10 protein-coding genes and 1 pseudogene are annotated in these 13,450 nt (G+C 75.9%); 7 read left to right on the top strand and 4 right to left on the bottom strand.

Annotation, left to right across the window (positions count from 1 at the left end; genetic code table 11):
- Positions 1–5: 5 nt before the first annotated feature.
- The 4 genes and pseudogenes from ACFVU3_RS24115 to ACFVU3_RS24100 form a co-directional block, all read left to right on the top strand.
- Entirely contained in the window at positions 6–2,153 is a 2,148-nt protein-coding gene (locus tag ACFVU3_RS24115; RefSeq protein WP_390069165.1) for a SpoIIE family protein phosphatase, read from the top strand.
- Positions 2,150–4,930, top strand: coding sequence for a SpoIIE family protein phosphatase (locus ACFVU3_RS24110; protein ID WP_390069163.1), 2,781 nt, complete (start codon positions 2,150–2,152; stop codon positions 4,928–4,930). Before ACFVU3_RS24115 ends, ACFVU3_RS24110 begins: the two co-directional genes overlap by 4 nt.
- A gap of 77 nt (positions 4,931–5,007) precedes the next feature.
- Positions 5,008–6,210: an amidohydrolase gene (locus ACFVU3_RS24105; protein ID WP_390069161.1), complete on the top strand. Its 1,203-nt coding sequence runs from the start codon at positions 5,008–5,010 to the stop codon at positions 6,208–6,210.
- A 27-nt stretch (positions 6,211–6,237) separates the two neighbouring features.
- Positions 6,238–6,363: pseudogene (locus tag ACFVU3_RS24100) on the top strand (FCD domain-containing protein); the annotation flags it as partial.
- A gap of 103 nt (positions 6,364–6,466) precedes the next feature.
- Here the strand turns inward: ACFVU3_RS24100 and ACFVU3_RS24095 are convergent.
- Entirely contained in the window at positions 6,467–7,636 is a 1,170-nt protein-coding gene (locus ACFVU3_RS24095; protein ID WP_390069159.1) for a hypothetical protein, read from the bottom strand.
- A 211-nt stretch (positions 7,637–7,847) separates the two neighbouring features.
- Between ACFVU3_RS24095 and ACFVU3_RS24090 the strand changes: the two genes are divergently transcribed.
- On the top strand, positions 7,848–8,660 hold the full coding sequence (locus tag ACFVU3_RS24090; RefSeq protein ID WP_390069157.1) for an NAD-dependent epimerase/dehydratase family protein: 813 nt from the start codon (positions 7,848–7,850) through the stop codon (positions 8,658–8,660).
- A gap of 291 nt (positions 8,661–8,951) precedes the next feature.
- Here ACFVU3_RS24090 and ACFVU3_RS24085 read toward each other — a convergent pair whose 3' ends face one another.
- Positions 8,952–9,917, bottom strand: coding sequence for an AraC family transcriptional regulator (locus ACFVU3_RS24085; protein WP_390069155.1), 966 nt, complete (start codon positions 9,915–9,917; stop codon positions 8,952–8,954).
- Positions 9,918–9,972: 55 nt separating this feature from the next.
- Between ACFVU3_RS24085 and ACFVU3_RS24080 the strand changes: the two genes are divergently transcribed.
- Together ACFVU3_RS24080 and ACFVU3_RS24075 are read left to right on the top strand one after the other, a co-directional pair.
- Positions 9,973–10,212: a hypothetical protein gene (locus tag ACFVU3_RS24080; protein WP_390069153.1), complete on the top strand. Its 240-nt coding sequence runs from the start codon at positions 9,973–9,975 to the stop codon at positions 10,210–10,212.
- A gap of 45 nt (positions 10,213–10,257) precedes the next feature.
- On the top strand, positions 10,258–11,532 hold the full coding sequence (locus ACFVU3_RS24075; protein WP_390069298.1) for a TerD family protein: 1,275 nt from the start codon (positions 10,258–10,260) through the stop codon (positions 11,530–11,532).
- Positions 11,533–11,613: 81 nt separating this feature from the next.
- Here ACFVU3_RS24075 and ACFVU3_RS24070 read toward each other — a convergent pair whose 3' ends face one another.
- Both ACFVU3_RS24070 and ACFVU3_RS24065 read right to left on the bottom strand, forming a co-directional pair.
- On the bottom strand, positions 11,614–12,633 hold the full coding sequence (locus ACFVU3_RS24070) for a 1-aminocyclopropane-1-carboxylate deaminase (protein WP_390069152.1): 1,020 nt from the start codon (positions 12,631–12,633) through the stop codon (positions 11,614–11,616).
- A gap of 113 nt (positions 12,634–12,746) precedes the next feature.
- Positions 12,747–13,442: a GntR family transcriptional regulator gene (locus ACFVU3_RS24065; protein WP_390069150.1), complete on the bottom strand. Its 696-nt coding sequence runs from the start codon at positions 13,440–13,442 to the stop codon at positions 12,747–12,749.
- Between the last annotated feature and the right edge of the window lie 8 nt (positions 13,443–13,450).

Below are 13,450 nucleotides of genomic sequence, written 5' to 3'. Positions count from 1 at the left end.
GCAGCGTGACGGCCGGTTCCTTCCCGGAGACGGGCACGGGCACGGACGAGGGGCGCGGCGGTGTGCCCGGCGGCCCGGGCGGCGGCGCGGCCGGACCTCCCGGCGGCCGGGTGCCCGGTACGTCCTTCGACGCGCGGGGGCTGCTGGACGTGCTCGGGGTCGCCGCCGTGGTGGTCGACTCGGCCGGCCGGATCGTGCTGTGGAGCCCGCAGGCCGAGGTCCTCTTCGGCTACCCGGCCGACGAGGCCCTCGGGCAGTACGTCGCCCGCCTGATCGTCGGCGAGGAGCACCGCACCGAGGCGATGCGCCTCTTCGGCGAGGTGCTGAGCCGGGGCACGACCTGGGCCGGCACCTTCCCCGTACGGCACAAGGACGGATCGACCCGCGAGGTCGAGTTCCGCAACATGCGGCTCACCGACGACCTGGGCGACCTGTACGCGCTCGGCATCGCCGCCGACCGGTCCGCCGTCGCCCGGGTGGAGACCGAGCTGGCCCTCTCCGACCGGCTGGTCGACCAGTCCCCCATCGGCCTCGCGGTCCTCGACACCGACCTGCGGTACGTCCTGGTCAACCCGGCGCTCGAACGCTTCAACGGGGTGCCGGCCGCCCGGCACCTGGGCCGGCGGCCCTCCGAGGTGCTGCCGGGCGTGGACGCGGCACCGCTGGAGGCGGCGGCCCGGCAGGTGCTGGAGACCGGATCGCCGCTCCTCGACCTCCAGGCGCTGAGCGAGACCCCGTCCGACCCGGGCGGCGGCGAGCACGCCTGGTCGGTGTCGTTCTACCGCCTGGAGGCGGCCGGGGGCCGGGTCCTCGGGGTGGCGGCCTGGGTCGTCGACGTGACCGAGCGGCACCGGGCGGACGCGGCGGCCGACCGCTCGCGGCGGCGGCTCGCGCTGATCGCGGACGCCTCGGCCCGGGTCGGCACCACCCTGGAGGTGGAGCGGACCGCGGACGAGCTGGCGACGGTGGTGGTGCCGGCCCTCGCCGACGTGGCCGCCGTCGACGTCCTCGACTCGGTGCTGACGCTGCGCCGGCCCGACACCCCCGACCAGGGCCCGGCGCTCTTCCGGGCGCTGGCCGTGAAGGCCGGGCACGAGACGGAGGCGCTGGCGGCCGCCGACCCACCCGGCTCGGTCGCGCTGTACGGCGTCGACCGGCTGGTCACCCGGTGCGTGCGCACCGGTCGGCCGGTCCTGGTGTCCCGGGTCGGGGCCGAGGACCTGCCGCGGATCGCGCGCGGCCCCGGGGCGGCACGACAGCTGGCGCGGGCCGGGGTGCACTCGTACCTGGCGGTGCCGCTGATCGCGCGCGGCGAGGTGCTGGGCGCGCTCGACCTGAAGCGGGACCGGCACAACCCGGTGCCGTTCGACGCGGACGACGTGCTGCTCGCGGTGGAGCTGGCCGCCCGGGCGGCGGTCGGCATCGACAACGCCCGCTGGTACCAGAGCGTGCGGAACTCGGCCGTGACCCTCCAGCGCAGCCTGCTGCCCGGCGACCCGCCCGACCGCCCCGGCCTGGAGGCGGCCGCCCGCTACCAGCCGGCCCAGGCGTCCAGCGAGGTCGGCGGCGACTGGTACGACGTGATCGCGCTGCCCGACGAGAAGACGGCCCTCGTGGTCGGGGACGTGATGGGCAGCGGCATCGACGCGGCGGCGACCATGGGCCGGCTGCGGACCGCCACCCGCGCCTTCGCCGACCTGGACCTCTCCCCCAGCCAGGTGCTGCGGCACCTGGACCGGATCACGGTCGGCCTGGAACACTCCATCGCCACCTGCCTGTTCGCCGTGCACGATCCGCGGCACGGCCGCTGCCGGATCTCGAACGCCGGCCATCTGCCTCCGGTCCGGCTCCCGGCGGAGGGCCCGGCCGAACTGGTCGGCCTGTCCACCGGCGTGCCGCTCGGCGTCGGCGGCGGCACCTTCCGCACCGCGCGAGTGCCCTTCCTGCCCGGCGACCGGCTGGTGCTGTACACCGACGGGCTCATCGAGACCCGCGACACCTCCATCGACGACCGGATCGCCCTGCTCGTCACCCTCGTCGACGCCACCCGGGACCTGCCCCTGGAGGACAGCTGCGACCAGCTGCTGCGCGCACTGCGCCGCCCCGGTGCCCCGGACGACGTCGCGCTGCTCATCGCCCGGAGCACGGGATGACGGCCCGCCGCGACGGGAAGCCGCGGGGGAACGGCTCCGGGCTGCGGAGCCTCGCCGGCCAGGTCCTCGCCCTGGAGGCGCTCATCGCGCTCCTGGTGATCGTCGCGGCGGTGCTGGTCACCTTCCAGCAGGCGCGGCACGACGTGCTGGCCGACGCCCGGGTGCGGTCGCTCGCGGTGGCGGAGGCGTTCGCCAAGGCGCCCGGCGTCGACGCGGCGCTGGCCTCGCCCGACCCGACGGCCGCGCTCCAGGAGCGGGCGGAGCAGACCCGGGTGGCGACCGGGGTGGACTTCGTCGCGGTGCTGGGCCCGGACGGGGTGCGGTACACGGACTCGGAGACCGGGCTGATCGGCGAGAAGGCGACCGGGGACCTGTCCCGGGCGATGGTGGACGGCGAGTCGTACACGGAGACCTTCCGGGGCGCGCCGAACGACGCGGTGCGGGCCGTGGTGCCGGTGGTGGACGACGAGGGCCGGATCGTCGGCATGGTGACGAGCGGCATCGAGGTGCAGTCGCTCAGCGACGCGGTCGAGGGCCGGCTGGTGGTGCTGCTCGCCGCGGGCGGCGGCGCGCTGGTGCTCGCGGTGGGCGGGGCCGCGCTGGTGTCGCGGCGGCTGCGGCGGCAGACCCACGGGCTGGGCCCGGCCGAGATGACCCGGATGAAGGAGCACCACGAGGCGGTGCTGCACGCGGTCCGCGAGGGAGTGCTGATCGTCGGCGGGGACGGGCGGCTGCTGCTCGCCAACGACGAGGCGCGGCGGCTCCTCGGCCTGTCGGCGGACGCCGAGCGGCGGCCGGTCGCGGAGCTCGGGCTCGATCCCAGGACGGTCGAGCTCCTGGAGTCCGGGCGGACCGCGACGGACGAGGTGCACCGGGCGGGCGACCGGCTCCTCGCGGTGAGCGTGCGGCCCACCGTGCCGTCCGACGGGCCCGGCTCGGGCAGCGTGATGACGATGCGGGACACCACCGAGCTGGCCGCGCTGAGCGGGCGGGCGGAAGTGGCGCGGGGCCGGCTCCAGCTGCTGTACGAGGCGGGGGTGCGGATCGGGACGACCCTGGAGGTGGTCCGGACGGCGGAGGAGCTGGCGGAGGTGGCGGTGCCGCGGTTCGCGGACTTCGCGACGGTGGAGCTGCTGGAGCCGGTGCTGCGGGGCGAGGAGCCGCCGCAGGACGCGACGCTGTCGGAGATGCGCAGGACGGCGCTGAGCGGGGTGCGGGCGGATCAGCCGCTCCAGCAGGTCGGCGAGGTGATCCGCTTCCATGTGCCGAGCACGCCGATGGCGACGGCGCTGGCCGAGGGGCACGCGGTGGTGCAGGCGGAGCTGGCGGCGGCGGAGGGCTGGCGGGCCCAGGACCCGGAGGGGGCGGCGCGGGCGCTGGCGTACGGGATGCACTCGCTGCTCACGGTGCCGCTGCTGGCCCGGGACGTGGTGCTGGGCATGGCGAACTTCTGGCGGGCGGACACGGCGGAGCCGTTCGGCGAGGAGGACCTGGATTTCGCGGAGGAGCTGGCGGCGCGGGCGGCGGTGGCGATCGACAACGCCCGCCGGTTCACCCGGGAGCACGCGATGGCGGTGACGCTCCAGCGGAGCCTGCTGCCCCGGGTGCTGCCCGAGCAGAACGCGGTGGAGGTGGCGTACCGCTATCTGCCGGCGAAGGCGGGGGTGGGCGGCGACTGGTTCGACGTGATCCCGCTGCCGGGGGCGCGGGTGGCGCTGGTGGTGGGCGACGTGGTGGGGCACGGGCTGCACGCGGCGGCGACGATGGGGCGGCTGCGGACGGCGGTGCACAACTTCTCGACGCTGGACGTGCCGCCGGACGAGATCCTGGGGCACCTGGACGAGCTGACCGGGCGGATCGACGAGGAGGCGGAACCCTCGGCGGCAGGCGACGGGGACCGGGGGCGGCGGGAGGAGACCATCACCGGCGCGACCTGCCTGTACGCGATCTACGATCCGGCGTCCGGGGTGTGCACGGTGGCGAGCGCCGGGCATCCGGGGCCGGCGGTGGTGGACGCGGACGGGCGGGTGGAGTTCCCGCCGCTGGCGCCTGGGCTGCCGCTCGGGCTGGGGCTCGGGGACGTGCCGTTCGAGTCGACGGAACTGCGGCTGCCGGAGGGCAGCAAGCTGGTGCTCTTCACGGACGGGCTGCTGGAGGACCACGGGCGGGACGTGGGGACCGGGCTGCGGCTGCTGCGCCGGACGCTGGAGCGCCCGGAGCGGAGCCCCGAGCAGACCTGCGCGGACGTGCTGGCGAACCTGCTGTCGCCGGCGCCCCGGGACGACATCGCGCTGCTCGTGGCCCGGACCCGGCGGCTGCCGGCGGACCGGATCGCCGAGTGGGAGGTGGCGCGGGACCCGGCGGCGGTGTCGCCGGTGCGGAACGCGGCGGCGGCCAGGCTCGGCGAGTGGGGGCTGGACGAGGCGGCGTTCGCGGTGGAGCTGATCCTGAGCGAGCTGGTCACCAACGCGGTGCGGTACGGGGCGGACCCGGTGCGGGTGCGGCTGCTGTACGACCGGACGCTGGTGTGCGAGGTGTCGGACGGCAGCAGCACCTCGCCGCACCTGCGGCACGCGGCGGAGACGGACGAGGGCGGGCGGGGGCTGTATCTGGTGGCGCGGTTCGCGGAGCGGTGGGGCACCCGGTACGGGCGGCGCGGGAAGACGATCTGGGCGGAGCTGCGGGTGGGGCCGGGGGGCGGGCCCGGCGTGGCCGGTCCCGGCTCGGCGCCGACGGCGGCGCTCGACCTGGACGCGCTGGAGAAGCTGGCCTGGTGAGGGGGCCGCGGCCGCTCCGGACCACGGCGCCCGCATGGTATACCAAAAGGGTTCCGTCAGAGTCCGAAGGAGACCCCGTGAGCCCGACGCCCCGCACCGCGACCCTCTTCCACGACGTCCGGCCCCTCGGCGGCCCGGCCGGCGACCTGATCGCCGTCGACGGGGTGCTCGTCGCGGAGCTCCCCGAGGGCGTCGCCGTCGAGCGGGTCGACGGCGGCGGCCGGCTCGCCCTGCCGACCCTGGTCGACGCGCACATCCACCCGGACAAGACCTCCTGGGGCGAGCCCTGGTACCGCCGCCGCCCCGCCGGGGGCATCGCCGACCACGTGGCCGGGGACGTGGACCTGGCCCGCTCGCTGCCCACCCCGGTGGGCGAGCGGGCGCTGCGCCTGATGTCCCACGCGGCGGCGCAGGGCACCCGCGCCCTGCGCGCCCACGCGGACGTGGCCCCGGCCTACGGCCTGGCCGGCGTCGAGGGGATCGCGGAGGCCGCCGCGAAGCTGGCCGGGATCGTCGACGTCGAGCTGGTCGCCTTCCCGCAGCACGGCGTCGTCCGCGCACCGGGCGCGGCGGAGCTCCTGGCGGAGGCGGCGGCGAGCGGTCTGGTCAGCCATGTGGGCGGCATCGACCCGACCGGCTTCGACGCCACGGGCGGCCGGGACGGCGACCAGCTGGACCTCGTCTTCGGGCTGGCCGAGAAGCACGGACTGGGCCTCGACATCCATCTGCACGACCGGGGCGAGCCTGGCCTGGCGGTGATCCGGGACATCGCCGCCCGCACCCGCGCGGCCGGGCTGCACGGCAAGGTGGCGGTGGCGCACGCCTTCGCCGTCGCGGGGCTGGCCGGCCGGGAGCTGGACGACATGGCCGACCTGCTGGCGGACTCCGGGGTCGCGCTGACCACGGTCGCCCTGGGCGAGACGACGATCCTGCCGTTCCGGCGGCTCGCCGAGCGCGGGGTGACGGTCGGCCTCGGCTCGGACGGCGTCCGCGACAGCTGGAGCCCGTACGGCGACGGCGACATGCTGCACCGCGCCTGGCTGGCCGGCTGGGCCCTGGACGCCCGGCTCGACGAGGAGCTGGAGGCGTGCTTCGGGATCGCCGCCGACGGCGGGGCGGAGCTGATGGGCCTGCCCGCCGCCGACCTGAAGCCGGGCTCCCCGGCCGACTTCATGCTGGTCCGGGGCGAGTGCCTGCCGCAGGTCGTGGTCGACCTGCCGCGCCGCGACCTGGTGGTCCGGGCGGGCCGGGTGGTGGCCCGGGACGGGCGCCTGGTCTGATCCGTACGGGCCCCGCTCGACTCCCGGCTGCGCCGCCTCTTCCGGCTCACCTCGGCCGAGGAGGACGGCGGCGACCCGATGTGCGGGGAGCACGAGCGGCTGTACGCGGCCGTCCGCGACGGCGACGGGACGGCGGCCGAGGCCCTGACCCGCGCCCACGTCGCCGGCACCCGCGCCTCGGCCCTGCGCCTGCTCCGGGAGCAGGCGGCCCCGGAGGCGGGCCCGAACCCCGTCCGGAGGTGGGCAGGCCCCGGCCCTACCGTCCGGACGGGTCCTGGCCGAGTGCGGCCAGGGCGGTGCGGACCGCGGCAAGGTCGGCGTCGGAGGCCAGGCCCGCGTGGTAGAGCCGGAGTTCGGTGGCGCCTTCGGCGAGGGCTCCGCAGGCGTCCTCGGCGAGCCGGCCGGGGGCGCCGCCCATGCCGGTGACGACGGACAGATTGGCCGCGACGGTGCCGCCGGGCGGCCGGTGGGCGGCGAAGGGGGCGAGCCGGCCCGGGCGGGCCACCACGCCGTCGGCCAGGCCGAGGACGTGCGCGGGGTCGGTGCCGGCGTCGGCGCCGCAGCGGTACGGGTCCGGGTCGGCGTGCAGCAGGATCCGGAAGCCGGGCGGCGCGGCGGCCCGGACGGCGGCGACGGCCTCCTCCTGGAAGGCGCGCGCGGTCCGGGCGCGCCAGGCGAGGACGGGCGCGGCCGCGTCGCCGAGCTCGCCGGCGGGACCGGTGCCGGCCCAGACGGGCGCGAGGGCGGCGCGGACGGCGGCGGCGAGCGCGTCCGGGTCGGCGCCCCCGTCCGCGTACCCCTGGCGGCAGTGGGGGCAGAAGCAGAGCGACAGCAGCAGCCGGTCGCGCTCGCCGAGCGGGACGCCGCCGGTCTTGTCGTGGGCGTGCAGATGGGCGTAGCCGTACCAGCCGCAGGACTCCAGCTCGGTGCCGGCCGCGCCGGGGCGGACGGCCGCCTCGGCGGCGAGGTCCACGAGGAGCGCGCGGACCTCGGGGTGCGCGATGCAGGGGGCCCACGGGTAGCGGTCGCCGTGGGCGCTGACGACGGAGGTGTCCGGATGCTCGGCGCCGAGACGGGAGTTGTGGGCGAGGACGACCCAGCTGTGCACGGCGAGGCCGGTGCCGTCGAGGGCGGCGGCGGCCCGCGCCCAGGCGTCGCCGGGGGCCCAGTCGCCCGCCGGGTACGGGGCGAGCCGGCGGCCGGCCCAGCGGCCCGGGTCCGGCGGGTAGAGCACGGCGGCGTGCTCGGCGGTGACGACCCGCCGGTCCGGGTGGCGGGGGCTGAGGGCCCGGGTGGAGTGGTAGGCGGCGGCGAGGGTCACCTGCCGGACGCCGAGCCCGGCGAGGAGCGCGGGGGCGGCGGGGTCGCCGTCGACGTCCCAGGGGTAGAGGAAGGCTCCCGTGCGGGGGCGGGCGGGGGTGGTCACGGGCGCTCCCGGGAGTACGCGTCACACAGGTCCGAGATCGTTCACATCCATGAACGACGCTCGCACGCTAACCGCTGCGACCGCCCCGGTCAAGACCAAGACACCTGGCGGGACAGCGCCTTGACGGCCTCTCTGACCCCTCCCTAGCGTGTCCACGTCCGTGAATGGCTCATCGAGCCGGCCCCGCACCCCACCCGAGGAGAACCACCCGATGCCCGCACCCCGCACGCTCCTCCTCACCGGTGCCGCCGGCGGCGTCGGCACCCTCATGCGGGACCTGCTCCCCGCCCACGGGTACGAGCTCCGCCTCCTCGACGCCGTCCCGGTCCCCGGCGCCCCGGACGCGATCGTCGCCGACCTCTCCGACCGCGCGGCCCTGCGCGAGGCGGTGCGCGGGGTGGACGCGATCGTGCACCTGGCCGGCATATCCCTGGAGGCGGACTTCGACGCGATCGTCGCCGCCAACGTCACCGGCCTCCACCACCTCTACGAGGCGGCCCGCGAGGAGGGCGTCGGCCGGGTCGTCTTCGCCTCCAGCAACCACGCCGTCGGCTTCACCCGCCGGCCGCGGGACGGCGAACCGCCGGTGCCGGTCGCCACCCCGCACCGGCCCGACACCTTCTACGGCCTCTCCAAGTGCTTCGGCGAGGACCTCGCGCAGCTGTACTGGGACCGGCACGGCGTCGAGACCGTCTCCGTCCGCATCGGCTCCTGCTTCCCCGAGCCGACCTCGGTCCGGATGCTCTCCCTCTGGCTCAGCCCCGCCGACTGCGCCCGGCTGCTGCACGCCGCGCTCACCGCGCCGGACGTCGGCCACACCGTGGTCCACGGATCCTCCGCCAACACCCGGGAGTGGTGGGACCTGTCGAGCGCCCGCGCGCTCGGCTACGTGCCGCGGGACGACTCGGAGGTGTACGCGCCGAAGCTCCTCGCCGCACTGGGCGTCCCCGCCGAGGGCACCCCCGACGACCTCTACCTGGGCGGCACCTTCACCACCGCCCCTCCCCGCTGGCCCACCCCCTGACCTGGTGGGCGCCGCACGGCGGGACGGGCGCGCGCACGGAGGGGCGGCGGGGGGCGTCGTCCCGGTGAAGGGCGGGGCCGGCGCCGCCAGGGGCGGCGGCGGGGACGGAGCGGGCGTCCGCGGGCCCGGCCGGTGATACGGGGGAGCCGGCCGGGCCCGGTTCGACGGCGCGCGCTGGCAGCGCCGGACCCGCACCACGGTAGGCGGCCCTCAAGATCACCGCGAGCCGCGTAACGCGGCCTCTGTCCGGAATGCGCGGTCGGCAGGAGCACGCGAGCGCACGGCCCGCCCTCAGCGCGCCGTCCGCAGCGTCCGGGACGGCGACTCGCCGAACTTCTCCCGGTAGTGCGCCGCGAAGCGGCCCTGGTGCGCGAAGCCCCACCGCCAGGCGACCTCGCTCACGCTCACCTCGTCCGGTTCCGCCGCGCGCAGCTCCTCCCGCACCCGTTCGAGCCGGACCTCCCGCACGTAGGCCATGGGCGACATCCCGACGTACTCCCGGAAGGACTCCTGGAGCCTGCGGACGCTCACGCGCGCGTGGGCGGCGAGTTCGGCGGTGGTGAAGGGGTGCTCGGGGCGCTCCCGGACCGCGTCCATGGCCCGTTTGACCGGCGCGGGACGGCGCGGCCCGCCGGGATGGGCCAGCTCGTCCCGCCAGGGGTGCTCGGCGGCCAGCAGCAGCCCGTTGAGCAGCGCCTCCTGGAGCGGGCGGGCGACCAGTTCGTGGTGGGCGAGGCCCTCCCCGGCGAGCGCCTCGGCGGCGACCCGGCGGGCGAACCGCACCCAGCTGAGCCCGGGGCCGCGCGAGATGTCGAGGCGGGGCCGGAAGGCGAGGCCGCCGTGCGGCGGGCGGCCGAGGAGGCTCTCCAGCCGGTCGCGCAGTTCGGCGGCGCCGACCTTGACGGAGAGGATCTGTCCGTCGCCGCTCCAGCGGTCGAGGAAGGTGTCCCCGGCGGGGTCGAGGAGCAGTGCCTCGCGGGCGGAGGCGTACACGGCGGGTCCGCGGCCCTGGCGCATCTCCATGGTGCCGCTGAGCGGTGCGTTGACGTGGTAGGCGCCGAGCTCGCCGAAGCTCATCCGGACGTCGGCCCCGCAGCTCAGGTCGCCGATGACGAGCGGCCCGAACTCGACGATGTCGAAGCGGGCCGCGAAGGACCGGTGCGCGTCGACGACGTCCATCCGGCTCGCGTAGTAGCGCGCGTCGAGTTCCTGACGTGCCTCGTCGACGTCCCCGGTCGTAAAAGAGCTCCCACCCACGGTGCGAAAGATAATTCATATGACGGACCTGCCCGGGACGGGCAGGATGCCCGGCATGCCACGACCACAGGGATTCGCGTACGAAGAGCGCAAGGACGGCTCCGTCGTCCTCACCCACCACGGGCGGCCCGCCGGGGTGCTGCGCGGTGACCGGGCGGCGAAGTTCCGGGCCGAGGTGGAGACCGGCGACGCCCAGCTGACGATGGCCCGCTGGACCGGGGCGTACCGTTTCGGCAACGAGCGCCAGGCACGGAACCATCCCCGTAACCAAGGTGGCGGAACCCGTCGTGGGTAAGGGAACGGCAAAGGGACCCGGATCGTTGAGCCTGGCATGACCGCAATGACCCCCGGCTCGAATCTCCCGCTCACCGGCCCCCGTGTGGCGGTGGACGTCGCCGCCCCCGTGCGGCTCGACGTCTCGGGCCTGCTGCTCGGCGCCAACGGCAAGGTGCGCTCGGACGACGACTTCATCTTCTACAACCAGCCCGCCGGCCCCGGTGTCACCTACCGCTCCGGCGGCGGCACCGCGCCGGACGCGATCCTGGTGGACACCGGTGCCCTGCCCGCCGGCATCGAGAGGATCGTGGTCACGGCCAGTCCGGACGCCGCCGGCCAGACCTTCCAGGGCATCGAGCCCACCGCGACCGTCCGTGACGCCGACAGCGGCGCGGTCGTCGCCACCTTCACCCCGCCCCAGCTGGCCACCGAGACGGCCCTGGTGGTCGTCGAGATCTACCAGCGCAACGGCGCCTGGAAGGTGCGCGCCGTCGGCCAGGGGTACGCGAACGGCCTGGCCGGCATCGCGACCGACTTCGGTGTCTCGGTGGACGAGGAGCCCGCCGCCCCCGCGGCCCCGGCGCCCGCCGCCCCGGCGGCGCACACCCCTCCCCCGGCGCACACCCCGCCGCCGGGCCACACGCCTCCGCCGGTGCACTCCGCGCAGACCCTGCCGTCCTTCACTCCCCCGCCGATGCCGCCGGCTCCCCCGGTGGACCCGCGGCTCGCCGCCGCGGCCCCGGCCGCCCCGGCCCCCACCGGCAAGATCAACCTCGACAAGGGCCGGGTCAGCCTCCAGAAGAACCAGACGGTGTCGCTGGTCAAGGGCGGCCGCCCGCTGCTCTCCCAGGTGAAGATGGGCCTCGGCTGGGAGCCCGCGTACCGGGGCAAGGACATCGACCTGGACGCCTCGGTCATCGCGTACGGCCCCCAGCGCAACCACCTGGACAGCTGCTACTTCGGCAAGCTGACCATCCTGGGCGGGGCCGTCCGGCACTCCGGCGACAACCTGACGGGCGAGGGCGCGGGCGACGACGAGGTCATCACCGTCGACCTCGGCCGGCTGCCGGCCAACGCGACCGGCCTGGTCTTCACGGTGAACTCGTTCTCCGGGCAGAAGTTCACCGAGGTCGCCAAGGCGTACTGCCGGCTGATGGACGCGGCGACCGGCGAGGAGCTGGTCCGCTTCGACCTGACCTCCGCCGAGCCGCAGACCGGCGTGATGATGGCCAAGCTCATCAAGCAGTTCACCGGCGAGTGGGAGATGACGGCGATGGGCGAGTTCGTGAAGTCCCGGACGGTCCGGGGCATGGTGAAGCCGGCCGCCCAGGCACTCTGAGCACCCGGACCCCGCGCCCGGGTCCCCTCCCCCTCCGGGCCGGCCCGGAGGGGGAGGAGGAGAGGGCCCTCCGGGCGGGTCCTAGGAGAACAGCGCGCTGTAGGCGTTGAGGGCGGGCTGGCCGCCGAGGTGGGCGTAGAGGACGGTCGCGTCGTGGCCGATCTCGCCCCGGTCCACCAGGTCGATCAGCCCGGCCATCGACTTCCCCTCGTAGACGGGGTCGGTGATCATGCCCTCGGTGCGGGCGGCGAGCCGCATCGCGTCGAGGGTGGCCTCGTCGGGGACGCCGTACACACCGGCGTGATAGCGCTCGTCCAGCTCCACGTCGGCGGCGCCGAGTTCGCGCTCGACACCGATGAGGGCGGCGGTGTTCCGGGCGATCCGGGTGATCTGTTCATGGGTCTCGGCGGGCTTCGCGGAGGCGTCGACGCCGATGATCCGGCGCGGACGCTCGCCCTCCTCCGCGAGGGCGGCGAAGCCGGCGACCATGCCGGCCTGGGTGGAGCCGGTCACCGAGCAGACCACCACCGTGTCGAAGAAGACGCCGAGCTCCCGCTCCTGTTCGGCCACCTCGTAGGCCCAGTTCGCGAAGCCCAGCCCGCCGAGCGGATGGTCGGAGGCGCCGGCCGGGATCGCGTACGGCTTCCCGCCGCGCTCCTCGACCTCCCGCAGCGCCTGCTCCCAGCTCTCCTTGAAGCCGATCCCGAAGCCGGCCCGCACCAGCCGCACGTCGGCTCCGGCGAGCCGGCTGACGAGGATGTTGCCGACCTTGTCGTAGACGGAGTCGGGCCACTCGACCCAGCTCTCCTGGACCAGCACGCACCGCAGCCCGGCGCGGGCGGCGACGGCGGCGACCTGGCGGGTGTGGTTGGACTGCACCCCGCCGATGGAGACGAGGGTGTCGCAGCCCTGCGCGAGGGCGTCCGCGACCAGGTACTCCAGCTTGCGGGTCTTGTTCCCGCCGTAGGCGACACCGGAGTTGCAGTCCTCGCGCTTGGCCCAGAGGGTCGCGCCGCCGAGGTGGTGTCCGAGCCGTTCGAGGGGGTGGACCGGGGAGGGTCCGAAGAGGAGCGGGTAACGGGCGAAGTCGGTGATCGGCACGGGCGGCTCTCCCTGGGGTGGCGTACGGGGGGCGGGGGCCGGACCGGCGGGAACGGCCCGACGGGGCTGGGCCGTCTCCTTCGGATCCTGCCGGGCTCGCCGGAAGGAACGGCCTACGGCCGCGAGGGCGCGGGGATGCCCGTGACCTCGGCGACCTCGGTGGCGTCGTCGGCCAGCTGCTCCAGCGCGGCCCAGATCTCGCTGGTGATCCGGACTGCCTCGTCCGCGTCCCCGGCGGCGCAGGCGTCGATGAGGCGGGCGTGGAGCTCGGCGGAGGCGCAGCTGCCGGCGTCGCCGAAGAGCCGGCGCTCGATCCGGCGGATCAGCGGGGTGTAGCGGTCGATGGTGGCGGCGGCCGCGTGGTTGCCGCTGGCGCCGACGAGTACCTGGTGCAGTTCGTCGTCGGCGTCGAGGGCGGCCTCGACGTCGGAGGAGCGGACGGCGGCGGCGAAGCGCTCGTTGGCCTCGCGCATGGCGCGGATCGCCCCGGGGCCGAGCAGCGGCACGGCGGTGCGGACCGCGAGTTCGTGCATCACCCGGACGACGGAGGCGGCGTCCCTGACGATCCGGCTGACCGGCCGGGTGACCCGGGTGTAGCTCTGCGGCTTGGTCTCGACGAGGCCCTCGACGGTGAGCCGGGCGAGGGCGTCGCGGACGGGCGCGCGGGAGAGTCCGAGCCGGTCGGCGAGGTCGGCGTCCTTGAGGAGGGCGCCGGGGGCCAGGTCGCCGCGCACGATCGCCTCGCGCAGCGACTCGTAGGCCCGGTCGCGCAACAGGGTCCGGCCCACCGGCATCAGAACGTCGTCCATGGACTGAC

This window comes from Streptomyces sp. NPDC058052, from assembly GCF_042885515.1.
Lineage (GTDB): Bacteria > Actinomycetota > Actinomycetes > Streptomycetales > Streptomycetaceae > Streptomyces.
This window is presented reverse-complemented; position numbering and strand designations above follow the sequence as displayed.

Coding starts and splice junctions, on each gene's coding strand:
- ACFVU3_RS24075 (WP_390069298.1), top strand. CDS start 10,258: ATGACCCCCGGCTCGAATCTCCCGCTCACCGGCCCCCGTGTGGCGGTG.
- ACFVU3_RS24065 (WP_390069150.1), bottom strand. CDS start 13,442: ATGGACGACGTTCTGATGCCGGTGGGCCGGACCCTGTTGCGCGACCGG.
- ACFVU3_RS24080 (WP_390069153.1), top strand. CDS start 9,973: ATGCCACGACCACAGGGATTCGCGTACGAAGAGCGCAAGGACGGCTCC.
- ACFVU3_RS24110 (WP_390069163.1), top strand. CDS start 2,150: ATGACGGCCCGCCGCGACGGGAAGCCGCGGGGGAACGGCTCCGGGCTG.
- ACFVU3_RS24090 (WP_390069157.1), top strand. CDS start 7,848: ATGCCCGCACCCCGCACGCTCCTCCTCACCGGTGCCGCCGGCGGCGTC.